Source organism: Bacillus canaveralius (assembly GCF_002860125.1).
Lineage (GTDB): Bacteria > Bacillota > Bacilli > Bacillales > Cytobacillaceae > Bacillus_BJ > Bacillus_BJ canaveralius.
Window position 1 is genome coordinate 141,726 of the sequence record NZ_PGVA01000028.1, and the last position, 24,553, is coordinate 166,278.

At 40.6% G+C, this 24,553-nt stretch carries 20 protein-coding genes and 1 pseudogene; 19 read left to right on the plus strand and 2 right to left on the minus strand.

What is annotated here, in order from left to right; translation table 11 throughout:
- Positions 1–267: 267 nt before the first annotated feature.
- The 8 genes and pseudogenes from CU635_RS13000 to CU635_RS24215 form a co-directional block, all read left to right on the plus strand.
- Positions 268–1,920, plus strand: coding sequence for a peptide ABC transporter substrate-binding protein (locus tag CU635_RS13000; RefSeq protein ID WP_245917459.1), 1,653 nt, complete (start codon positions 268–270; stop codon positions 1,918–1,920).
- Positions 1,921–1,991: 71 nt separating this feature from the next.
- Positions 1,992–2,927, plus strand: coding sequence for an ABC transporter permease (locus CU635_RS13005; protein ID WP_101577799.1), 936 nt, complete (start codon positions 1,992–1,994; stop codon positions 2,925–2,927).
- Positions 2,924–3,934, plus strand: coding sequence for an oligopeptide ABC transporter permease (gene opp3C, locus CU635_RS13010; protein ID WP_101577800.1), 1,011 nt, complete (start codon positions 2,924–2,926; stop codon positions 3,932–3,934). Before CU635_RS13005 ends, opp3C begins: the two co-directional genes overlap by 4 nt.
- A 13-nt stretch (positions 3,935–3,947) precedes the next feature.
- Complete coding sequence (locus CU635_RS13015) at positions 3,948–4,952, plus strand: ABC transporter ATP-binding protein (protein WP_101577801.1); 1,005 nt, start codon at positions 3,948–3,950, stop codon at positions 4,950–4,952.
- Positions 4,952–5,941 carry an ABC transporter ATP-binding protein gene (locus tag CU635_RS13020; protein ID WP_101577802.1) on the plus strand — a complete coding sequence of 330 codons (990 nt, stop codon included), beginning with the start codon at positions 4,952–4,954 and terminating at the stop codon, positions 5,939–5,941. The genes CU635_RS13015 and CU635_RS13020 overlap by 1 nt, the downstream gene beginning before the upstream one ends.
- 28 nt (positions 5,942–5,969) lie before the next feature.
- Complete coding sequence (locus CU635_RS13025; RefSeq protein ID WP_101577803.1) at positions 5,970–7,985, plus strand: S9 family peptidase; 2,016 nt, start codon at positions 5,970–5,972, stop codon at positions 7,983–7,985.
- A gap of 1,425 nt (positions 7,986–9,410) precedes the next feature.
- Entirely contained in the window at positions 9,411–9,605 is a 195-nt protein-coding gene (locus CU635_RS13030; RefSeq protein WP_101577804.1) for a hypothetical protein, read from the plus strand.
- A gap of 126 nt (positions 9,606–9,731) precedes the next feature.
- Positions 9,732–9,850: pseudogene (locus tag CU635_RS24215) on the plus strand (phage terminase small subunit); the annotation flags it as partial.
- A gap of 321 nt (positions 9,851–10,171) precedes the next feature.
- On the opposite strand, the gene CU635_RS13035 reads toward CU635_RS24215, so the two are convergent.
- Positions 10,172–10,411 (minus strand): DUF1090 family protein, encoded by a 240-nt coding sequence (locus CU635_RS13035; RefSeq protein ID WP_180955650.1) that lies wholly within the window; start codon positions 10,409–10,411, stop codon positions 10,172–10,174.
- Positions 10,412–10,535: 124 nt separating this feature from the next.
- Between CU635_RS13035 and CU635_RS23370 the strand changes: the two genes are divergently transcribed.
- The 11 genes from CU635_RS23370 (at position 10,536) to CU635_RS13085 (ending at position 22,836) form a co-directional block, all read left to right on the plus strand.
- Entirely contained in the window at positions 10,536–10,685 is a 150-nt protein-coding gene (locus CU635_RS23370) for a hypothetical protein (protein WP_180955651.1), read from the plus strand.
- Between the two features lie 272 nt (positions 10,686–10,957).
- The gene (locus tag CU635_RS13040) at positions 10,958–11,182 is read left to right on the plus strand and encodes a FeoA family protein (RefSeq protein ID WP_101577806.1); all 225 of its coding nucleotides are present in this window, start codon (positions 10,958–10,960) and stop codon (positions 11,180–11,182) included.
- Positions 11,182–13,188 (plus strand): ferrous iron transport protein B, encoded by a 2,007-nt coding sequence (feoB, locus tag CU635_RS13045; RefSeq protein WP_101577807.1) that lies wholly within the window; start codon positions 11,182–11,184, stop codon positions 13,186–13,188. The genes CU635_RS13040 and feoB overlap by 1 nt, the downstream gene beginning before the upstream one ends.
- 14 nt (positions 13,189–13,202) lie before the next feature.
- Complete coding sequence (locus CU635_RS13050; RefSeq protein WP_101577808.1) at positions 13,203–13,370, plus strand: FeoB-associated Cys-rich membrane protein; 168 nt, start codon at positions 13,203–13,205, stop codon at positions 13,368–13,370.
- Positions 13,371–13,544: 174 nt separating this feature from the next.
- Complete coding sequence (locus CU635_RS13055) at positions 13,545–13,745, plus strand: cold-shock protein (RefSeq protein WP_101577809.1); 201 nt, start codon at positions 13,545–13,547, stop codon at positions 13,743–13,745.
- A 201-nt stretch (positions 13,746–13,946) separates the two neighbouring features.
- On the plus strand, positions 13,947–15,203 hold the full coding sequence (locus CU635_RS13060; protein WP_101577810.1) for a DUF445 domain-containing protein: 1,257 nt from the start codon (positions 13,947–13,949) through the stop codon (positions 15,201–15,203).
- Positions 15,204–15,561: 358 nt separating this feature from the next.
- Positions 15,562–16,965: a branched-chain amino acid transporter BcaP gene (gene bcaP, locus CU635_RS13065; RefSeq protein WP_101577811.1), complete on the plus strand. Its 1,404-nt coding sequence runs from the start codon at positions 15,562–15,564 to the stop codon at positions 16,963–16,965.
- A 130-nt stretch (positions 16,966–17,095) separates the two neighbouring features.
- Positions 17,096–18,586, plus strand: a complete 1,491-nt coding sequence (locus tag CU635_RS13070) for a helix-turn-helix domain-containing protein (RefSeq protein ID WP_101577812.1) — start codon at positions 17,096–17,098, stop codon at positions 18,584–18,586.
- A gap of 201 nt (positions 18,587–18,787) precedes the next feature.
- On the plus strand, positions 18,788–20,458 hold the full coding sequence (gene hutU / locus CU635_RS13075; protein ID WP_101577813.1) for a urocanate hydratase: 1,671 nt from the start codon (positions 18,788–18,790) through the stop codon (positions 20,456–20,458).
- Positions 20,459–20,560: 102 nt separating this feature from the next.
- Positions 20,561–21,862 carry an imidazolonepropionase gene (gene hutI, locus CU635_RS13080; protein ID WP_180956512.1) on the plus strand — a complete coding sequence of 434 codons (1,302 nt, stop codon included), beginning with the start codon at positions 20,561–20,563 and terminating at the stop codon, positions 21,860–21,862.
- Positions 21,835–22,836 carry an agmatinase family protein gene (locus CU635_RS13085; RefSeq protein ID WP_101577814.1) on the plus strand — a complete coding sequence of 334 codons (1,002 nt, stop codon included), beginning with the start codon at positions 21,835–21,837 and terminating at the stop codon, positions 22,834–22,836. Before hutI ends, CU635_RS13085 begins: the two co-directional genes overlap by 28 nt.
- Positions 22,837–23,198: 362 nt before the next feature.
- On the opposite strand, the gene CU635_RS13090 is transcribed toward CU635_RS13085, so the two are convergent.
- Entirely contained in the window at positions 23,199–24,500 is a 1,302-nt protein-coding gene (locus CU635_RS13090) for a hypothetical protein (protein ID WP_101577815.1), read from the minus strand.
- Positions 24,501–24,553 lie beyond the last annotated feature (53 nt).

The following is a 24,553-nucleotide window of genomic DNA, read 5'->3' on the forward strand; positions in this document are numbered from 1 at the left end:
TTTTCCTCTAGCATCGAGGAGCATTCAACTATGACTTACAAACTCAGCGGCTTGATAAGAGAATGTGCAATTACTTCTTTTTAACATTGATCCTTAAGATCTTTCTCGTTTCCTTTCAACTGCCACAGGACAAGTCAACACTTTTACCACTCACCGAATCAACCAAGATCCGCTCTTACCAAGACACTTATAGTTATCCAAGTTGTATACTAGTTCAATTACAGTATAAAGAATGTAGACTCTTTAATTTTAGGAGGGGGAAATTTCTTGACATCCAAATTACGTATATTAGTTACTTTTATTTGTATGATTGGACTTCTATCAGCTTGTAATTTTTCTGGATCCAATAACAATTCTTCAAACAGTACGTCTGATGCGAATAATGCCAGCCAGAAAGATTCTGAACAAACACTTAATGTGGTGGCCATTGATGAAATAGCCTCACTTGATGTTGTAAAAGCACATGATACAGTTTCTGGTGTAGTTATCGCAAATACAACAGAAGGATTATACAGCATTGATAAAAATCATGAACCTGTCTTAGCCGCAGCATCGGAGCATGAAATTAGTGAGGATGGACTTATTCATACATTTACCATTCGAGATAACGTTTGGAGCAATGGGGAATCAGTCACCGCACATGATTTTGAGTATTCTTGGAAACGAACATTCCAGAATGTTGGCTACTATACCTATTCCTTTGCAAACGCAAAGATTCTTAATGCACAGGAAATTATGGATGGAGAAAAATCTCCTGATGAGCTTGGAATTGAAGCTACTGATGATAAGACACTTGTTATCACTCTGTCTGGTCCAAGCCCACTTTTAAATTATTCATTGGCGTTTACAGCCTTCTTTCCTGTTAATCAAGCTTTTGTGGAAAGTGTGGGCGAAGAAGCTTACGGGACTGAGTTCGATAAAGTGATTTATAATGGTCCATTTACTTTGACAGATTGGAAACATGATCAAGGATGGCAATACAAAAAGAATCCTGATTACAGGGATGCAGACAATGTCAAATTAACAGAAATCAATGTCGATGTCGTTAAAGAGGAGTCTACGACAGTTAATCTTTATGAAACTGGTGATGTCGATCTAATTGAAATTACCTCAGCCTTTATTGACAAATATAAAAATGATCCTAATTATAGCGCCCAAGTTACAGCGGGGTTATCCTTCCTTAGATTTAATCATGGTAACGAAGCTTTATCGAACGAGAATATCAGGCGCTCTCTGGACCTAGGTTGGGAAAAGAAAGCTTTGACAGATGTGATTTTAAAGAATGGTTCAGTACCTACTTATTATTTGGTTCCAGATATTGCAAAATCCCCTTCAGGTGAAACTTTCCGTTCTTTAAACGGTGATTTTAAAGGAACGGTTGAAGAAGCTCAAGAATTCTTTAAAACTGGTTTAGGAGAGATTGGAAAGAATGCGATTGAACTAAACTTACTTACTGCAGATGAAACAGATAGCAAAGCAACTGCAGAATATTTAAAGGATCAATGGGAAACGAATCTCGACGGTTTAACAGTTAATATTGTTGTTCAACCGTTCCAGCGTCGTCTTGAGCTTGAAAAAGCAATTGATTATGATATTTCCATTTCGAGTTATATTCCTTCCAGTGCAGATCCTTTGAATTACCTTGATATGTGGGTAACAGGCAAAAGCTTCAACAGAATGGGTTATAGCAATCCGGATTATGATGGATTAGTCAACCAAGCATGGAATGAACTTGATGAAGAAAAAAGATATGAGTTGATGCTTGAAGCCGAACGAATGTTGTTTGAAGAAGATGCGGCGATTGGGCCAATGTACCAAGATGCTACTGCAATTATTAGCAAGCCTTATGTAAAAGATGTTATTCATCACCCGACTTTACCACAGTATGACTACAAATGGGCCTATATAGAAGGTAAATAATAACTAATTTAGGAGGTTTTATCATTGATACAGCCTCTCCTATTAAGTCATATGTTAAGGAGTGAACACGATTGCAGAGTTATGTTCTAAGGCGATTTTTATCCATGTTTATGGCTTTATTCATCATCGTTACTTTGACTTTTTTGCTTATGCAACTTCTTCCTGGTACCCCTTATGGAAACATCGACGAGTTAACCGACAATCAAATTGAGCTTCTGGATCAGAAATATGGCTTAGACCAACCTGTGGCTGTTCAATATGTAAAATATCTAGGAAACCTAATTCAAGGAGATCTTGGTCTTTCATTTAAGTACGCTGGCCGTTCTGTCAATGATATCATTGGCGAGCGGATTGGTCCCTCGGCTCTTATCGGTTTTCAAGGTTTAATCATTGGAGCAATAGTTGGATTAATTTTAGGCATAACTTCTGCACTAAGACATAACACTTTCGTCGATTATGGAGCGGTAGTCATTGCTGTTTTGGGGATGTCTATACCGTCTTTTATATTCGCAGCGCTTATGCAATATTTTATCGGTGTTAAACTAGGTTGGCTACCTCCGGCATTATGGGAAGGGTATCAAAATACGATCATGCCAAGTATAGCGTTGTCAGTTATTGTAATAGCAACCGTCGCCCGTTTTATCCGAACTGAAATGCTTGAAGTTCTTGGCCAAGATTATGTTCTCACGGCAAAGGCTAAAGGAATTAGCCGACAAAGGATTGTAATAGAACATGTTGTCCGTAATGCCTTAATTCCAGTTATTACGATGCTTGCCCCGTTAACGGTTGGTTTATTAACAGGAACACTTGTCATAGAAAAGATTTTTGCCGTTCCTGGAATAGGCGAACAGTTTACTATGTCGATTATGTTGAATGACTACAGTGTAATTATGGGCATCACTATTTTTTATAGTATTATTTTTGTCATCGTTATCTTTTTAGTAGATTTACTATACGTAATTGTCGATCCAAGAATTCGGTTGGATGGGGTGGAGGCTAAATCATGAAGATAAACGCAGATTTAATTACGGATGATTTATTTCAACCCGATCCAGTAGTAAGCCTGAAACATACAGAGGTGGCTCAAGGTCCGCAAATCGGTTTTTGGCAGGACGCATGGATCCGTTTAAGACGTAATAAAGGTGCCCTCCTTTCTATTGTTATGCTATTGGTGATAATAGCTCTAGCTTTTTTAGGCCCTTACTTAGGTGGATATAATGCAACTGATCAAAATTTAGCGCATTCGGACCTCCCTCCTAAAATTTCTGGCCTTGAATGGCTAGGCTTTAACGGAATAGATGGAAATGGTATTGACCAGTACGAGGCCAGAGATTTAAATGAAAACTACTGGTTTGGTACAGATCAGTTTGGACGGGATATATGGACAAGAATATGGGAAGGCACGAAAGTTTCGTTATACATCGCGTTCTTAGCAGCTTCTTTGGATTTGATTATTGGTGTGATCTACGGTGGTATTTCTGGTTTTTATGGAGGGCGCATTGATAATATTATGCAGAGGATTATTGAAATATTGATGGGAATTCCTAATTTGATTCTAATCATACTATTTATCTTAGTCTTGGAACCAGGAATTATGTCTATCACCCTTGCCATGGTTATAACCGGCTGGGTTAACATGGCAAGAGTTGTTAGAGGTCAAATTTTACAGCTAAAAGGGCAAGAGTTTATACTTGCTTCCCGCACACTAGGTGTCAGTCATTTCCGACTTGTCGCTAAGCATCTTCTTCCAAACACATTAGGTTCTATTATTGTCACCCTTATGTTTACAATACCTACGGCCATTTTCTTTGAAGCATTCTTAAGTTTTATAGGGCTGGGTTTGCAACCTCCATTAGCTTCCTTGGGAGTACTCGTCGATGATGGTTACAAGTCAATGTTACTTTTTCCTTACAAGATGCTATTTCCAGCTATTGTGATCAGTTTAATTATGATGTGCTTTAATGTTTTGGCAGATGGGCTAAGGGATGCGCTAGATCCTAAAATGCGGAAATGAAGAGGTGATGGAAATGGACAAAATACTTTCTGTTAAACAGTTAAAGGTTTCTTTTCGAACCTATGGAGGAGAATCCAATGTTTTACGGGGTGTCAGCTTTCACCTTGATAAAGGTGAAACGTTAGCTATAGTAGGAGAATCTGGATCAGGCAAATCAGTAACAGCTAAAGCGATTATGAAGCTGCTGCCTAAAAAAACAAGTTTTGTAAATAAGGGTGAGGTGATTTTTGGAAATAAAAATTTGTTAGAGCTCGGTGAAAGAGAAATGCAAAAAATACGAGGTTCCGAAATATCCATGGTTTTTCAGGACCCTATGACCTCCCTCAACCCGACTATGACAATAGGGAAACAAATTATGGAAGGCTTGAGGGTGCATCAACCCTTATCTAAAAAGGAAGCATTCATTAAAGCGGTCGAATTACTTGAGATGGTAGGGATACCGAACGCGGTGGACAGGATGAAGGAATATCCACACCAGTTTTCAGGAGGAATGAGGCAAAGAGTGGTTGTGGCTATTGCAATTGCTTGTAGCCCCAAAATTTTAATAGCTGATGAACCAACAACAGCTTTGGACGTAACAATACAAGCTCAAATCTTAGATTTGATGAAAAACCTGCAACAGCAGTTGCAAACAGCGATTATTATTATCACTCATGATCTAGGGGTAGTTGCCAACATGGCACAGCGAGTAGCTGTTATGTACGCGGGTGAAATTATTGAAATTGGAACAGTAGATGAAATCTTTTATGAGCCTAAACATCCATATACTTGGGGACTGCTCGAGTCAATGCCTAAGTTGCATGAAAAGCAAGATGAGCCGCTGATTCCTATTTCGGGTTCACCACCGGACTTAAGCCAGCTTCCAGAGGGTTGCCCGTTTGCTCTAAGATGTCCTTATGCTATGAAGGTTTGTCACAAATTCGTACCAGAACCGACAATTGTTTCCAAAGGTCATTACGCCTCCTGTTGGCTACTAGATCAACGAGCTGCAAATGTTGAACGGATTGGGGTGGTTTAATGCAGCCTAGAGACACTTTAATCGAAATAAACAACTTGAAAAAGCATTTCAGATTAAAAAAAGGCAAAGTATTGCAGGCTGTTGATAATGTTTCATTGAAGATCTTTAAAGGCGAGACATTAGGTATTGTCGGTGAATCAGGATGCGGAAAGTCGACCTTGGGAAGGACTCTGATTCGCTTATATGAACCAACATCAGGTGAAATAAAATATGAAAACCAAAAAATTACTGGAAAGCTTAAAAAGGAAGAAGAAAGACGTTTTCAGAAAAAGGTCCAGATGATTTTCCAAGACCCATACTCTTCGCTCAACTCACGAATGACCGTCGCTGAGATTATTTCAGAGGGGATGGTTATTCATGAACCTGGAATAAGCAAAAGAGAGCAAGAAGAAAAGATTTTTGAAATACTTGATTCAGTTGGTTTGCATAAACATCATGCTAATCGTTACCCGCACGAGTTTAGCGGGGGACAAAGGCAGCGTATTGGCATAGCAAGGGCACTCGCTGTTAATCCGGAGTTTATAATCGCTGACGAACCGATAGCAGCTCTAGATGTTTCTATTCAAGCGCAGATTGTGAATCTATTAAAACAACTCCAGCAACGGAAACGATTAACTTATATGTTTATTGCTCACGATTTGTCGATGGTACGGTATATAAGTGACCGTGTGGCAGTCATGTATTTGGGGATGGTTGTAGAATTATCAACAAGTGACAAGTTATATGAGGAACCATTTCATCCATATACAAAAGCCCTATTATCAGCGATTCCTATACCAGACCCAAAAATTGAGCGTTCTCTAGAAAGAATTATTTTGGAAGGAACTGTACCGAATCCGGTTGATCCTCCCAGCGGCTGCCGTTTTCGCACGAGGTGTTCATATGCGATGGATATATGTTCGCAAGTTGTTCCAGAATTAAAAGAGATTGCACCTAGCCACCACGTTGCTTGCCATCTTTATTCAGAACACCAGCAGTTATCGGGTTGATCCATAATGAAAATTGGAGGGTTTTTAAATGAGCAAACGTTTATTAAAAGCTGAGGATTTACTAAGTTTGAATCTCGTAGGAGATCCCCAAGTATCTCCAAAGAAAGATAGAGTTGCGTATGTCTTAACTAAATTGGATATAGTAAAAGACGGTTATTATTCTTCCATATATGTGAGTGATTTTGAAGGACAGTCTCAACAGCTTACATATTATGAATCTGACAAACTTATTAAAGATAAATCACCAAAATGGTCCCCCAACGGTGAACAGCTCGCATTCTTATCTAACCGAACAGGTAGCACTCAAGTCTGGATGCTACCGGTGGAAGGTGGAGGTGAAGCAATACCTGTTACAAGTATAGATGGTAACATACAGGAATTTGCTTGGTCTCCTGATGCAACAAAGCTCCTATTAACAGTGGAGGAAACCATTAATTCAAAGAATAAAAGTGATATAAAGGAAATAACTCGTCTCCGATACAAAGCGGATGGGATACGAGATTTTTTAGAGTCGCGCAAGCACATTTTTCTTTTTGACATTCACACAAATGGATACACGAAAATTACGGAGGGTGATTTTGATTTTTATGGAGCCATATTTTCACCAAATGGAAAAGAACTCGTCTATTTAGGGTCAAGAGAGGGTGCCCAGGAGATAGAGTACGTTCCTTCTATATGGAGATTTAACATTGAAAACAATGAAGAAAAATTGCTTTATCAGGGAAGTGGTCCAATACGATCTTTAGCTTATTCTCCTGATGGCCTATGGGTGGGTTTTATTGGCCATGAGCATGGGGAGACAAGTTCAGCAAATTTGAATGTTTGGGCTGTTTCTATAGAAACAACTAGTGCAAGAAATCTAACTAGTATTCTAGATCGGACGGTTGATAATCCTGTTCGAGTGGACGCTGCTTATGACACTGGTCAACCGCGTATCGTTTGGGATCAAAATAGTACTTCTATCTTCTTCACTGCAACAGACAGAGGCAGCATACAACTTTACAAAACAAACCTGGACGGGGAAGTGTCCAAACCTTTATCTGAAGATCAGCACACAATAACGTCTTTTGCTATGATAGATGATCATCATGCTGTGTTCGTTCAGGCTCATTGCCACTCTACTGGAGATTTAGTTATTCAAAACATTGATAAAATTGATGAGAAAAAAAACCTTACAACATGGAATGATCCTCTTTTTACACAAATTCAATTAAGTACCCCAGAACATATTACCGTTACGAGCGAAGATGGTTTAGAAATAGAAGGTTGGATTTTGCATCCGGTTAGAATAAGCAAAGAGGCCAAGCATCCACTCGTACTTCAAATTCACGGCGGTCCCCACTCTGCCTATGGATATGGATTTCAGCATGAATGGCAGTTAATGGCCGCAAAGGGATATGCAGTTCTCTATACCAACCCAAGAGGCAGCCAAGGTTATGGTGAGGATTTCTTACGTCGAGTAGTAGGTGACTGGGGTGGCGAAGACTACAAAGATTTAATGACTGCAGTTGATTACGTACTAGATACCTTCAGCTACATTGACCAAGAGCAGCTCTTTGTCACTGGAGCAAGTTATGGGGGGTATATGACCAATATGATTACGGCTAGGACTAACCGGTTCAAAGCAGCTGCCACTCAAAATTCTGTAACGAACCTTTATAGTATGTTTGGAACAAGTGATATTGGTTTTTACTTTAACAGCGCGCAATTAGGTGGAGCAGACATGTGGGATGACGAGGAAACCGTTATGAAGTTCTCACCGATACGGTATGCAAAAAATGTGAAAACACCAACCCTTATTTTGCACAATGAAGATGATTACAGATGTCCAATGGAACAAGCTGAACAATGGTACATTGCTCTCCGTAGATTAGGTGTCGATACTAAGTTTCTCCGATTCCCTAATGAGAACCATGGAATTGCCTCTAAAGGAAAACCAACACACAGATTGGAGCGTCTGAGACATTTAATAGAATGGTTTGAAAATTATCGTCTAAACCACAGTAACGAATCTATTGTGCAAACATCAGCAACTAATGCTTAGTAGAAGTATCTGAATTCTCAATGTCTCTCACTTTAAAAGAAAATTCCTATTTCTTTTTACATCTTTGAGACAGCTATCTCCTTCATGGAAGCTGTCTTTTTTCCAAGGTATCTAATTCATAAAAATGGTAGGAGAGTGACAATTAAGTCTCTTATATGTTTATGTAGACTCGAATATGACGAATCGTGGATTTATAAGGCCTGACAATCTTTTCGCGAATAAGATAACATTTTTTTGTTAAGTACAATGTGTGTGTGACTTGAACATATTTTCGACGTTTTGGCAGCGATATGATTCAATCAACCTTAGGTATAAATATACTGCATTAAACTTTAATAAAAAAGAACTGTGATGAAAGAACTGCAGTTCTTTTTTATTGAGTAATTATACATAAATTAATCAGTAGGGTTTTTTCTACAAACGGGCACGATGATTGAAGATGTATTTGAATTTTAAGCCCAGGTGTATATACATGTCAGACCTAGTCACCAACATCTGTAACTTCAAACGTTTATTTTGTTTGTGATGACCAACAACCAACATTAATGTAATTCTAAAATATGATAAAAAAACGTTATTTCCTTGATATTAAAGGATTCCTTGGCTATCAACAATAATTTAGTTGAAGAGAAATTGTGTTGTGAAAATAGTTCTTTAATTGAAAAAATGCTCTGATTTAAATAAAAATATGTTTACTGAAGAATTTACAGCTGAGCTGATGGGAGTTAGAAAAGTACTGTTCAGAATCATCTAGAACGGGCGGAAACGAAAATTGAATTGAGGATGCACAGAGCCTTTTCCTCGTTTCCTAAAAAAAGGCTCTTAAACTTAAAATAAATTAACTTAGTAAATTAGTGAAAACAAGTCATAAAACACTCCATATAATATATATATAAGGTAAGTCAGTTTTTACCCCATTTGGCTGTGGGGGAATCTTAACCCTTAGGTCCGTTATGATTGTGGATAACTATTATCGGGCCTTTTTTAAACAAAAGGACACCAATAATTATTAAAGCTATTTCTGTCCATTCCATTTCCGTCACCTCCAAGTACGTTTTATTAAATATATTCATTCAACCATGCACATATTCGCAAAAAGTGCATTTTTTTACAGTCGTTCTTTTTTTTGACGTATAGATGTTGTTATATAGGCAATTTTTGGTGTATTGTAGAAAATTTCTCCTTTTGTCGAAATGTACTAATGAAGGGAGATAGATTTATGAAAGATCATGTAAGGACAAGCCACTTGGGTGAATACATAATGATGCTATAATTTGTACTCAAATAAAATGCCGTGTTAAATTTAGAAATAGCACAAAGGCAGCATTGTTTAAGAATCCATCCATTGTTGAATATATATCATAAAGCAGGAAAGACCCATCTTTTTATCGAATTATATATTAAAGAGGGGAGGCCACTCCACGTATGCAAGAATTTAAAGTAATATTTCACTTTGGCAAAGAAAACACAAAAACACTTTTTCTAGAAGGAAAAAGCCCAGAACAAGTAATGGATAACGTATATAATTCTGGGGATTACTTTGTTGGGGAACGCGATAACGGAATTCATAAAATCAATATGAATTTAGTTACATGGGTTTCGGTATATAATCACAAATAAAGATAGAGAGCATCCTTTTTTTAAGGGTGCTTTTTCTTTTGCTCCAAAACAACACGAATCAAAGGGTGAGGCTGTGTGTAGAAGGCTGAACTTCACATCAAATCGCAAAAAAAATATTTAAAAGACATGAAAGAGATTACCAAGAAGTATGGAGTGTCGCTAAAAACATAAAGTCATGGAAACAACGACATGGATGGGTTGGAAACAAGGGTGCACCCTCTGAAAAACGTGTGCACAAAAAAAAGTCCGAAAAACGAATTAAATTGTCATATGCACAAGGAGGATTCAGTTTGAAAAGAATAACAATGTCTTAATTTTAAATAAATGTTCGTTTTTAAATAAAAAATATGCTTTATGAAATTTATGCATTCATTTTATTGATTATGGAAATATAAGGTCGGTACTTAACTTCAAAGTAAGTTGGAGGTCTCTCGATTAGCGCGCAAACGCAATAAAATAATTATAGTTTAATAGTAACTGTAGAATACAGTACTAAGAATAACTTGACCTGCAAAAATTTTAAACAAAGCTATCCATTCAGGATAGCTTCATAAATAATCCGCTCATTACTGGGTTTTTTCAGCAGTATTACTAAAAGTAGATTGGGCTTGTGATAGACCATTCTGTGCTTCAGTAAGTTGTTCTTGGCGCCTCTTAATAGAGTCTGGATTTCCAGCATTCTCAGCCTGGGCAAGATCGTCCTTTGCCTGGGTTACACCGTCTTGAAATGACTGGATAATTGATTGCTTAGTTTGTGATACGGCTTGATTCAGCTCACTTCGATTATTGATCCGTTGGTTCTCCATATAAGTCTCTCCTTCACAATTATTTCGAACGGGTACTACTTTAATATTTACAATACAACCCATTTTCATTACCGCATATTATTAAAGCGTTCTCCAAAAATTATAGAAGATGGAGGTGACATATATGAAGGAAAATGATCAGGTCAAAAAGGATAAGAATCTGAAAGACGATTCGTATGAACGTGATGTTGTATCAAAGGAAATGCTTCATTTGGATTATGTTCCAGAGCCTCACGGAGTGATCGGACAGCAGCTCACCAATAATTCAGAGTGAAAAAACTGCGTCCAGGCTGAGAAAATTATCCAGCAGAATTACAAAATGTGAAACAATCAGGAGCCTTCAATATGGCTTCTTTTTTTGCTCTTTTGACATTGAGACTACCGGGCTTTGAATATACATGTAAATTTTTTATTAAATCATGAAGAAGAGCCAAAGAATGTGATTTTTCGCACAGCAAAACAAATAGGGAATTGTTATAAATAAAGATAAAGAGAATCATTCTCAACTAATTAGCTGATAAATACTTTTTATATAGGGTGAGGAACATGTTGGGACAATTAAGAGCAGGCGATAAAGGTAAGATTTTGGACATTTCAAAGGCAGATCATTTGGTGCGCCGAAGGCTTATGAGTCTTGGAATAACGGAAGGAACAGAAGCTTGTATTAAATGCATTATGCCATTTGGCGGACCTTACTTGTTGGAGTCTTGCGGTCAGTGTGTCGGCATTCGCCGAACTGAAGCATTCCGCATCGAAGTGGAGAGGGTATAATGGATATTGCGTTGCTTGGAAACCCGAATACCGGAAAAACATCATTATTTAATCATTTGACCGGTTCATATGAGTATGTTGGGAACTGGAGTGGTGTAACGGTTGAGAAAAAAGTGGGATTATTTAAGAACAACAAAGATAAATTAATTGATCTGCCTGGTATTTATACGTTGAATCCGCTGTCAAAGGATGAAGGAGTTGTCAGTCAGTTCTTTTTAACGGAGTACTTTGACAAGGCGCTAAACATTATTGATGCTTCTCAACTGCCGAGAAATTTACACTTAACAATTCAGTTGCTTGAATACGGAAAACCGATTGTCATTGGTTTAAATATGATTGATGTAGCTAAACAGCGTGGCATTAAGCTGAATCCGCAAAAATTGTCAGAACTTCTGGGTGTGCCAGTTGTGTCTGTTATAGCAAGGAGCGGGAAAGGTTGTGACTCCTTAACAAAGACAGCAACCACAAATTCGGCTTCAAGGACAAAAAACAATCTTGTCTATTACGGGAAAGAACTTGAAGCAGGCGTGCTGAAGCTTGAGGAAATGCTGAAAGGTAAAGCAGCCCACTCAACTAGATGGCTTGCCTTACAGCTATTTGAAGGAAACCAATATGTGAAAAATTATTTGCAAACATTTATAGATAATCACATTTTAGATGAACTGGTTCAATCAATCGAAATCAACCTGAAACATCAACACGGAGCAAAATCGCTTGAGCAGTATATTCATGAAAAAAGACAGGAAAAGATCGATACAATTTTGTCAGAAGCAGTCGTAAAGGGAGACCAGGCGAAGACTACTTTAACGGAGCGGATCGATACGATTGTCACCAACAAGGTATTAGGAATCCCGATCTTTTTAACATTCATGTATCTGATGTTTATGCTAACGTTTGATTGGGTCGGCTTTCCGCTATCTGATTTGTTGGATGGATTCATTTCTGGCCCGCTGGCAGGTGGAATTGCCGCATTACTTACAGCAGTAGGGGCCACGGAATTCATTCATTCCTTGGTCCTTGATGGCATTGTTGCAGGAGTTGGCGGAGTACTTGTTTTCGTTCCACAAATTTTTATCCTGTTCTTCTTTATTTCCTTACTGGAGGATTCGGGTTATATGGCAAGAGTAGCTCTTGTTATGGACCGGATAATGGAAACGGTCGGATTGAACGGAAAAGCCTTCATTCCGATGGTGATTGGCTTTGGCTGTAATGTCCCGGGAATCATGGCTGCAAGAACGATTGAAACACCTAAAGAACGATTGTTGACCATTTTACTTACGCCATTGATGTCCTGTTCAGCTCGATTGCCGGTTTATGCTTTGTTTGTTGGAGCATTTTTTGTGCAAAATAAAGCATTTGTTGTTTTATCCCTGTACGTCCTCGGCGTTTTGACGGCGCTTATTTTGGCTAAAATATTCTCTTCAACGATTTTAAAAGGGGAAACATCTTTATTTGTGATTGAACTTCCCCCATATCGGATCCCACAATTCCAGGCATTATGGAAAAGTACATGGGATAAAGGGAAAGGCTTTGTAAAAAAGGCTGGAACGTTTATTTTTGCAGGTTCCGTCTTTATATGGACATTATCGTATATCGGACCAAACGGCTTCAACGTTGCCATGGATGATAGCTATTTGGCAGCGGTTGGAGGTCTCTTTGCACCTCTATTTGAGCCAATCGGATTTGGTACATGGCAGGCAGGTGCATCCTTATTAACGGGTTTTTTTGCGAAGGAAGCAATTATTTCAACGATGAATATTATCTATTTTGTGCCTGATGAAGCAAGTTTGCAAGGATTGCTTGCAGAATATTTTACTCCCCTTGCTGCCTATAGCTTTATGGTATTTATTTTACTTTATATTCCTTGCCTTGCGACGACAGCAACGATTTATAAAGAAACCGGTTCAAAAAAATGGACAGCATTTTCTATTCTATACGCATTTTTTATTGCCTATACTTTAGCGTTTCTTGTTTTTCAGGGCGGCAAATTCCTGGGTCTGTCGTAAAGGGGGGAAATCGAATGATTGCCAACATTGTTATTGCCGGAGCGATATTTGGATATGCGGGCTGGGCTCTATTTAGATTTATAAATAAGTCAAAACAAGGGAAATGTGCAAGCTGCAGCATTAAAAAATCCTGCTCACAAAATTGTGTAGAAACGACCACGGCGGTTCATAAAAAAGCTTAAAAAGAAAAAAATCAACAGGATAATTGTTTATTTCGTTAAGTTCTGTTATTATAAAGAAGAATTATTTTTGTTCGGTATATAAGGAAGGAACAAGTTTTGATACTTTTCGCCTGAATATCAAAAGAGCAAGGATAGTAATACATTGTGTGCTTACACACAGGGAGGCAACAAAAGATGGAAAAAGGTAAAGTTAAATGGTTCAACGCTGAAAAAGGTTTCGGATTTATTGAGCGTGAAGGTGGAGAAGATGTATTCGTTCATTTCTCAGCTATTCAAGGCGAAGGTTTCAAATCTTTAGATGAAGGCCAAGAAGTTACTTTTGACGTTGAGCAAGGTCAACGCGGACCCCAAGCTAGCAACGTTCAAAAAGCATAATAATTGATTTTCAAAACAGACTCTCCATCGCGAGAGTCTGTTTTTTTATATTGAAAAACCCTGCTCATCGAATGAGCAGGGCTTCAATGGTACAAGTAAAGCAAATGGTTTAACTATTATACCATACATTTAGCAAATTATTTTTCCTGTGGTAAAATTAGATGTTAAAGTGATATAAAACAAAACGATAAGGAAGATTTTATGGCTAAACAAAGCACGAGGTCAAAATATTTGGCAACTATTTCTTTAATAATCATGGGAAGCGGGTTCCTTGTATCGATTCCCGTTCAGGATCACATAATCGGACGATTGTTACATGGCGGATTTGAAGCGGGATTAGTTGGAGGATTGGCTGACTGGTTTGCAGTGACAGCTTTATTTCGCCATCCGCTTGGTGTGCCGATTCCGCATACGGCATTGCTTCCGAAAAATCGCGACAAAATGGTAAGTGCGCTAATCCATATGCTTGAAAATAATTGGCTCACTAAAGAAAGCATTCGCGAAAAGCTTAATGAAGTAGAGATTACTAAAAAGCTCATTCCTATCATAGAAACTGAAATTCGCTCTGAACCGATCAAAAAGGGTGCAGTTTCTATTATGGAACAAATCATTCGCAGCCTCGATGCAGAGAAAATTTCTCCTTTCCTGGAAAAAGAGCTCAAAGATTATCTCTACCGGATCGATGCTGGAAAAATTCTTCATTCGGGAGCGTCGCAGGTAATCGCAAAGAGATATGATGAAAAGACAATTGATTATTTATTAGCCGAGCTTGAAAAATGGGCTGCAAAAGAGGATGCGAAAGAAAAGATGGGCAGCATCGCGATGGAACTGCTTGAAAACACAAAATCCGACGGCTTTATGCAATTTGCTCTCCAGTCTTTAAAACAGTTTATCAATAAAGAAAAGCTTGGCCAGATTCTCCAAAGTTTCCTTATGAAAAGAATTCCTCTTTTGAGGGAACCGGATAACGAATATAGACAGATTGTTCTTACGCGAATCCGGACAGAACTCGCAGATATAGATAATCGAAAAGAATTGGTAAAAGAAATAAATGACTGGAAAGAACAAATCATTGATGATTGGCGGTTATCAGGCCAAATAACAGAACTATTACTACAGGCGCAGCAGAGAGCTGTAAAATTTATCAATGAAGAAACCTTTTATCATCAATATATATTCCCGCTTATGAAACGATTTATTGACGATCTAAAAACTGACCCGGCCAAAATCAACGCGATTGAGAATTGGCTGCAAAAACAAATTGCCGAATTGATTGAAAGCAACCATTCAAAAATTGGCAAGCTGGTTAAAGAAAATTTAGACAAGCTTGATACCGAGTCGCTGATCCATATGATGGAAAACAATGTCGGAAAAGATCTGCAGTGGATTCGGGTCAATGGAGCTGTTTGCGGGTTTATGATAGGAGTTGTGTTAGCGGTTTTAAAAATGGTTCTGTAGCATTTACCCGTAATCACATTAAATTGCATTTGTTTAGTTGGAAAAGCTTAAAAACAATAATGTTGCTCAAAACAGGCATCTATTTTTTGTAGATGCTTTTGCTTTGGGTACAATTATAGATGGGTGGATTGTTGTTGCTGTTTTGAAATGTTAAGCTTGCGGATATGATAATAACATCTATATTATGTGAAAACTTATACTGGCGCACAATACCTTTAGTCAGCGGTAATTGGAATTGGCAAGAACTACAAATGAAAAAAATTTGAATTTTATTTTTTTTTCAATATAATAAATATATTATCTTAATATATATTTATTGGGAGATAAATTCTGAATATTTAATTTTCGGGGGTTCGTTATGAATTTGTTTAGGAAAAAATCAATTGGTGCGCTCATCTTGGAAACGGGTAAAAAAGGGACTACCCTTAAGAAAGAACTTGGCGCATTTGATTTAACAATGCTTGGGGTTGGAGCCATAATTGGCACTGGGATTTTTGTTTTAACTGGAGTAGCTGCTGCAGAGCATGCGGGCCCTGCACTTATTCTTTCATTTGTTTTATCAGGCCTTGCTTGCGTTTTTGCCGCTCTTTGCTATGCGGAATTTGCGTCCACAGTGCCCGTTGCTGGTAGTGCGTATACTTATAGCTATGCAACCTTTGGCGAGCTGATTGCCTGGATACTGGGCTGGGATTTAATACTTGAATACGGTCTTGCCTCCTCTGCTGTGGCAAGTGGCTGGTCGGGGTATTTTCAAGGGCTGCTGCAGGGGTTTGGTATCGAAATCCCAAAGGCGTTATCAAGCGCTTATAACCCGGCAGAAGGTACCTTCATCGATGTTCCGGCTATAATGATTGCAGTTTTGATTACCCTGTTATTAACTCAGGGTGTTAAGAAATCTTCCCGTTTTAATACCGTCATGGTCATTATTAAACTTATTGTTGTCCTTTTGTTTATTGTGGTAGGGGTATGGTATGTTGAACCGGCTAATTGGTCACCGTTTATGCCTTTTGGCTTCGCCGGTGTTACCGCAGGCGCCGCTACTGTTTTCTTTGCTTACATCGGCTTTGATGCGGTTGCTACTGCGGCTGAAGAAGTAAAGAATCCACAGAAAAACCTGCCGATTGGTATCATCGCCTCACTGTTAATTTGTACAGCTTTATATATTATAGTTTCATTGCTATTGACAGGCATCGTTCCTTATGATCAACTGGGAGTGAAAAACCCTGTTGCATTTGCGCTATCTTATATTGGCCAGGACTGGGTAGCCGGTTTTATTTCCCTCGGTGCCATCTCTGGCATAACCACCGTATTACTAGTCATGATGTATGGACAAACCAGATTGCTGTATGCAATCAGCCGTGATGGATTGCTGCCGAAAGTATTCTCACAGGTGGATAAAAAGAGGCAAACACCGATTACAAATTCATGGATAACTTGTATTGTCGTATCGTTTTTTGCCGGGGTGGTACCGCTCAACAAGCTGGCGGAGTTAACCAATATCGGCACATTATTTGCATTTACGACCGTATCAGCGGGAATTCTTTATCTTCGTAAAACAAATCGCTCTGAAAGTAACGGCTTTAAAGTCCCATTTGTACCATTAATTCCGATTTTGGCGATTCTGTTTTGTGGTTATCTATCCCTTCAGCTTCCAGCAACAACATGGATAAGCTTTGCAACCTGGATCTTGATCGGATTAGTGATTTACTTTTCCTATGGGAGAAAGCACAGCACCTTAAACGACGCTACTCGCAACAAATAACTTTTTTAGCTGTCTTTTTTGGCAGCTTTTTTTTGTTTAATCTTAGTGCGGGGTTTTTTAATAGGAAAAATGATAAGCGGCAGCTGAATATAGTTTACAATATACCTAACTACCATAAGGGAGGGTCTGTATGGTTAAGTTGTTAATTGCCGACCGTGATCACAATGAACGAACAGGGATTGGCTGGCTTGTTTCCTCGTATTCAATTCCGTTTGATCATGTTCTTGCGGCAGGCTCAATATCGAAGCTATTTGACCTTTTCGAGGCCGAATTGCCGGATGTTATCTGCATTGAACTCGATATGATTTCAAAGGATAGATGGGACCGCTTTAAGGAGTTGGTCAAACGGTATAGAACCAAGGTCATCGTCATGACTGCAGAGGCCACATTTGAACGGGCACTTCAAGGCATTGAACTTCATGCCTTTGATCTCTGGTTAAAACCGCATTCGCCTGACCATATCAAACGAGTGTTATCCCTCTGCTGCAAGGATGTTTCCCAAGCTAAGAAAAAACAAGACCCATCGGCTCAAAGCGAAGAATCCTCCATCTCTTACCGTTCATTGTTCGTCCATCAAGAAACGCTGGACGTAAATTACCGATTAATGCTAATGCAGTTGGAGAACCCGAAAAAACTTCCTATACTGCTTTCTTTTTTACAGGAATATTATTTTCATTACCCGCCGGTATTACTGCCGCTTAGCGATATGATCGTTTTAGTTTTTTCATGCGATCACATATCACCGCTCGAATACCTAAAACAGATAAGCAATCGAATTTTAATAGAGTGGGAAGAGCGGTTTTCAGAACCGATATCACTTGTTTTATATGACTCCCACGATCCGTTTCTTTCGTTAAATGAACAATATCGTCGCGCGAAGCAAGGGCTTGAAATCCGTTTTTTTAAAGGATATCGGCAGCTTTCGGTCATTGAAGACAAAGTGGACTGGGTAATGATCGATCCGTTTCTGACCCCGTCAGAACAGAGGGAATGGATTCAGATGCTAAATGAGGGCGACAGGAACAAGTTTAAACAGTGGATGTATAAAGAATTTTTAAATATGAGAGAACCATACCCCGAGCCAGGTTTATTACGGACGAGGTTAACAAGCTTATTAGCCCAGGTTCGCCGCTTCATGAAGTCATTTTACCTTGACGAAGGATTGCTTGAGGCTCGTTACCATCAAATATTTGAAACCATTCTATACAATCCTATTTTGTACCGGATTGTTCAGGAGTTTTTGTTATTCCTTTACGAAGTGCTTGACCGGGCCGCAACTCACGAGGAGCATCCACGTACAGATGTGGTCGAACAGGGTATCCAGTATATTGAAGAGCACTTTAACAATCCCGGGTTAAATCTTGGGGATGTCGCGAATCATGTAGACAGAAGCCCGGCTTATTTCAGCTCGCTCCTAACCAAAAAACGAGGAATCTCTTTCAGGCAGTTATTAACGAAAAATCGGATAAAAAAAGCAGAGTGTCTTTTACTTGAAACAAAACTATCAATCCAGGATGTAGCGGAACAAACGGGATTTATAAATGCAAATTACTTCAGCAAAATTTTTAAAGAACAAACCGGGATAACCCCTCGCTCATTTAGAGATCGCAAAAAAGTATAGAAAACTAAAATAAATATAGGTTTAAAATGTAAGCGCTATAATACAGTATAAAATTCGAAAAAAATTTTAAAAATTCAAAAAACAGACATCTATTTTCGCTTGCATCATTTGTCTACAATTACGGTATAGAACAAGGGGAGTTTCTGAAAAGAACTCCCATCCTTTTGTAGTCTTTAAAATACTGAATGAGCGGGTGATGATATGTCTGTAAAGCAAACAGGGAAAAGAGTAGTTAAAAACTATACAGGTTGTGAGCTCCATGCAAAGGGATGGATACAGGAAGCGGCATTGCGGATGTTGTGCAATAATTTGAATGTCGATGTCGCCGAACGGCCGGAAGACTTAGTTGTATATGGAGGAATCGGAAAAGCGGCTCGCAATTGGGAGAGCTTTGATGCGATTGTTTCGACGCTGAAAAACCTGGAAAATGACGAAACGCTATTGGTTCAGTCCGGAAAACCGGTAGCTGTTTTTAAAACGCACACGGATGCCCCGAGAGTGCTAATTGCCAACTCCAACCTTGTACCGGCATGGGCAAACTGGGATCACTTTCATGAGCTTGATAAAAAAGGATTGATGATGTATGGACAAATGACGGCTGGCAGCTGGATTTACATTGGCAGTCAGGGAATTGTCCAAGGAACGTATGAAACGTTTGCTGAATGTGGGCGCAAGCATTTCAACGGTACTCTCGAAGGCACGATTACCGTAACGGCCGGACTTGGAGGCATGGGAGGCGCGCAGCCGCTTGCGGTGTCATTGAACGGCGGTGTCAGCATCTCCATAGAAGTTGACCGCAGTCGCATCCAGCGCCGTTTGGATACAAAATACCTTGATGTGATGACAGAAAGCCTTAATGAAGCAATCAATTTGGCTTTAGAAGCAAAACACAACAAAAAAACAACCTCCATCGGGTTACTGGGGAATGCCGGCGAAGTCTTAAACGAGATGCTTGAAAAAGGTTTTATTCCCGATGTGTTGACCGATCAAACATCTGCCCATGACCCGATTAACGGCTATAATCCAATCGGCATGAGCTTGGAAGAAGCTGCCGAACTGCGCAGTAAAGACCCTAAAGGATACGAAGTGAAATCCAAAGCAAGCATTGCAGAGCATGTACGCGCGATGTTGAAAATCAAAGACAAGGGTGCGGTTACGTTTGATTATGGGAACAACATCCGCCAAGTCGCAAAGGATGAAGGAGTCGAAGATGCCTTCAATTTCCCTGGTTTTATACCGGAGTATATTCGGCCACAGTTTTGTGAAGGGAAAGGTCCGTTCCGCTGGGCTGCTCTGTCCGGGGATCCAGACGATATTTACAAAACAGATGAGGTCATTTTACGTGAATTCAGCTACAATACGCACCTTTGCAACTGGATTAAAATGGCCCGCGATAGAATCAAGTTCCAGGGACTTCCGGCCCGTATTTGCTGGTTAGGTTACGGAGAACGGGCAAGATTCGGAAAAATGATCAACGATATGGTCGCTAGTGGCGAGCTGAAGGCACCGATTGTGATTGGCCGTGATCACCTGGATTCGGGCTCTGTTGCGTCACCGAATCGTGAAACAGAAGCAATGAAGGATGGCAGCGATGCTGTGGCAGACTGGCCCATTTTAAATGCCCTGATCAACAGCGTTGGCGGAGCAAGCTGGGTTTCAGTGCATCAGGGCGGCGGAGTTGGAATGGGATATTCGCTGCATGCCGGTATGGTTATTGTCGCGGACGGAACAAAGGAAGCGGAAAAACGCCTTGAACGCGTACTTACAACGGATCCAGGAATGGGTATTATTCGCCATGCCGATGCCGGCTATGAGCTGGCGATCAAGACTGCAAAAGAAACAGGCATCCAGATTCCAATGTTGAAAAAGTAGGCCTTTTTTAGCAAAAGTTTAATACAACTAGTGCTGAATAAATAGCTATGCGTATTAGTTAAACGGAACCTATTTAGCCAACTTTGTGAGAGGGGAAACGACATGATCAATAAACCAGTTTTTATTCGTAACGCCGGCCAACTGGTCACATTAAAAGGAAGCAGTGATGCACCACTGACTGGAAAACAAATGGAACAACTCCATGTTATCGAAAACGGCAGTGTTTGGCTTGAAGATGGTGTCATCCAATTTGTTGGGAAAGATGAAGTTGTGGCTGAGGCTTTCAATGACCGGCTAAGTGAAGCGGAAACGATTGATGCTTCCGGAAAGCTTATTACTCCGGGGTTAGTTGACCCGCATACCCATGTTGTTTATTGCGGAAGCCGTGAAAATGAGTTTAACATGCGTCTGCACGGTGCGACCTATATGGAAATTATGAATAGCGGCGGAGGAATCCATGCTACGACGTCCGCCACCAGGGAAGCAAGCCACAAGACGCTTTTTAATGAAAGCAAAAAGCGTCTTGATCAGTTCTTGCTGCACGGTGTAACTACCATAGAAGCAAAAAGCGGCTACGGCCTTTCATTGGAGCACGAAATAAAGCAATTGGAAGTAGCCAAAACTCTTCATGAAAACCATCCGATCGATATTGTCCGAACGTTTATGGGTGCGCACGCTGTCCCGTCTGAGTATAAGGAAAACCCTGAGGAGTTTGTCAATCACATTATTAACGAGATGATCCCTGAAGTAGCGCGGCGAAAGCTTGCAGAGTTTAACGACGTATTTTGCGAACGCGGTGTTTTTACACCTGAGCAGTCAAAGCTCATTCTTAAGGCGGGACTTGAACATGGTCTGCTTCCTAAAATCCACGCCGATGAAATTGAACCATATGGAGGTGCAGAACTGGCGGCATCGATTGGTGCGATATCTGCCGACCATCTGTTAAAGGCATCGGATAAAGGAATTGCAGCACTGGCCGAAAAGGGCGTCATTGCCGTTCTTTTGCCAGGAACAGCATTCTTCCTGATGGAGGAGTCGGCCAACGGGCGAAAAATGATCAATGCAGGTGTACCTGTCGCCTTATCGACTGACTGTAATCCCGGTTCATCACCAACGGTTGCAATGCCCCTTATCATGAATCTTGGCTGCATGAAAATGGGCATGACTCCTGCTGAAGTACTTACAGCAGCCACCATTAATGCTGCACATGCGATTAATAAAGGTAAAGTAATCGGCAGTATCGAGACAGGAAAAAAGGCTGACATCACCATTTTTGATGTGCCAAACTACGTATCACTTCAATATCGGTATGGCATCAACCATGTGCATACGGTCCTCAAAAATGGCGAAGTGGTCGTTAAGGGAGGGAGATTGGTTTGCAGCAATACCCGTATCCACAGCTAAAACGGCCTGCTTTTTCTTGGGATAGAAGCGCAGTTATTCATGAGCCGAGAGTAAACGAATGGATCAGAACACTTAATTCGGAGGACGCTGAGAAAGTGAACTGGACCGTTTATGATGTTGCCATCCTCGGAGTGCCATTATCGCGATCTTCTATCTCGGCCTCCGCTGCAAGTGAAAATCCGGACGCTCTACGCAGAGCCTGGAAATACTTTACGACTTACAACCTGGATCATGATGAGGATCTTTCCGGTTTAAACGTAGTGGATCTTGGTGATGTTCGCCAGCATGTGACTGACATAAGGGTGTGCCATAACAATATAAGAGAAGCGATGATCAGTATGCAAATCCATCATCCAGAACTGCTCCCTGTCGTGATCGGTGGTGACCACTCAATCACAGCGATGCTGGTAAAAGGATGGAAAGAAGTTCATATTAATGAGCGGATTGGTATTCTTCAGCTAGATACTCATTTCGATTTAAGGGATTTGGAAGACAACGGACCGAGCAATGGCACTCCAATTCGTAATTTAATTGAAAGTTGTACGGTCAAAGGAGAAGATGTGTACAATATTGGATTGCACGGGTTTTTTAATGCCAGGTCCTTAAAACAGTATGCTGACGAAGTTGGATTAAACTACACAACGATGCGAATTGCCCGAAAACATGGGATCGAAACTACAATAAAAGAAGCATTGGAGAAACTCAGCACCAAAGTTGATACGATCTACGTTACGGTTGATATGGATGTCCTGGATATGAGTTTCGGGCCTGGAGTGCCGGCATCTACACCGGGCGGAATGCTTAGTACCGAGCTGTTTGAGGCTGTTTATTTAGCAGGAAAATGTTCTAAAGTGAAAGTGTTTGACATTGTATGTGTTGATCCTTACAAAGACCATCAAGAAATAACGGTGAAAACAGCAGTCCATACAATGCTTTCCTTTTTAACGGGTTATAAACAAAGAATTAATAGATGAATGAAGTTCATAAAACAATCCTTTAATTGAAAAACGAACAATTATTTAAAATTAAGATAGTATAATTCGTTTCCTACGGCATACTCCCGTTTAGTGTAGACAACTTCATTCGTTTTTCGGTTTAGCTTCTTACATTGTGACAATTACTCAGTTCGTGAAACGACTTAAAAACTATAAGAAAATTCACCAATCAACATCCATCATCCTTGCGCGGAAATATTAAGCAGATTTAATTCAGACAAAAAACTCGCTGCTATTGGCCCATTTCTTTAGCTCCCGTTATGCCCGTGGCCCGGTCAAGTAAAATAACAACAGCCCTCCAAAGAGGGCTGTTGCTATAGAAATACTAACTGGCCGGCAAACTACGATAAGCTGCCTTGGCCTGCACCTAACATCCCTGCTTGTAAGCTGGTCATCTGCTGGCCGGCACCTTGTTGCTGCTGGTTTCCGTAGGCTAAATCCCGGGCGATATCCTGTCTTACTTGCATAGGATTTGTTCCGAAATTTGGCTGAAGTACTGATTGAGGGTTTCGAGCCATTTGTTGTGAAGCTTGCATACCGCGTCTGATCGGTGCTGAACCGTCCATCATGCCGCCAGCCATCATGCTCCCATCCATCATTCCACCTGCCATCATCCCACCTTGCATGCCACCTGCCATCATGGACGCACCGTCCATCATGCCGCCAGCCATCATGGTTGAACCATCCATCATGCCGCCTGTCATCATGCCACCCTGCTGTTGCTGGCCTCCATAGGCCAAATCCCGGGCGATATCCTGTCTGACCTGCTGTGGATTCGTTCCGAATCCCGGCTGAAAGATTGATTGAGCATTTTGAGCCATCTGTTGCGTACCTTGCATGCCGCGTCTGATCGGTGCTGAACCGTCCATCAATCCGCCAGCCATCATTCCGCCCTGCATACCCCCCGTCATCATGGAGGCACCATCCATCATTCCGCCAGCCATCAGTCCGCCTTGCATTCCGCCAGCCATCCCACCTTGCTGCTGCTGGCTTCCATAGGCTAAATCCCTGGAGATATCCTGTCTCACCTGCTGAGGATTTGTTCCGAATCCCGGCTGAAGGACTGATTGAGCATTTTGAGCCATTTGTGGCGTACCTTGCATGCCACGTCTTATCGGATATAAGCCATCTTGCATGCCGCCGGCCATCATGGATGTACCGTCCATCATTCCGCCAGCCATCATGCCACCTTGCATTCCGCTAGCCATCATACCACCTTGCATTCCGCCAGCCATCATACCACCTTGCTGCTGCTGGGTTCCGTAGGCTAAATCCCGGGCGATATCCTGTCTCACCTGCTGAGGATTCGTTCCGAATCCTGGCTGAAGGACTGATTGCACATTTCCAGCTTGTTGAGGCGTACCTTGCATGCCGCGTCTTATCGGATATAAGCCATCTTGCATGCCACCAGCCATCATCCCACCTTGCATACCAACAGCTTGCTGGGTGAAACCATCCCCCGTCATGCCTCCAAAGATATCCTGTCTCACCTGATTGGCATTAGTACCGGCGAAGCCCGGTTGGAATATGGCTTGCTGAGGGCGAGTAGCTCCCATCATAGTTCCATCCATCATGGTTCCACCCATCATGGTTTGTCCCATAGCGCCGCCACCGAATTGTCCTTGTCTTGCTGCTTGATACATTCTCATTCCTCCTTGAATTGTGTTAAGCAACAACTATAGAATTCGTTTTATTT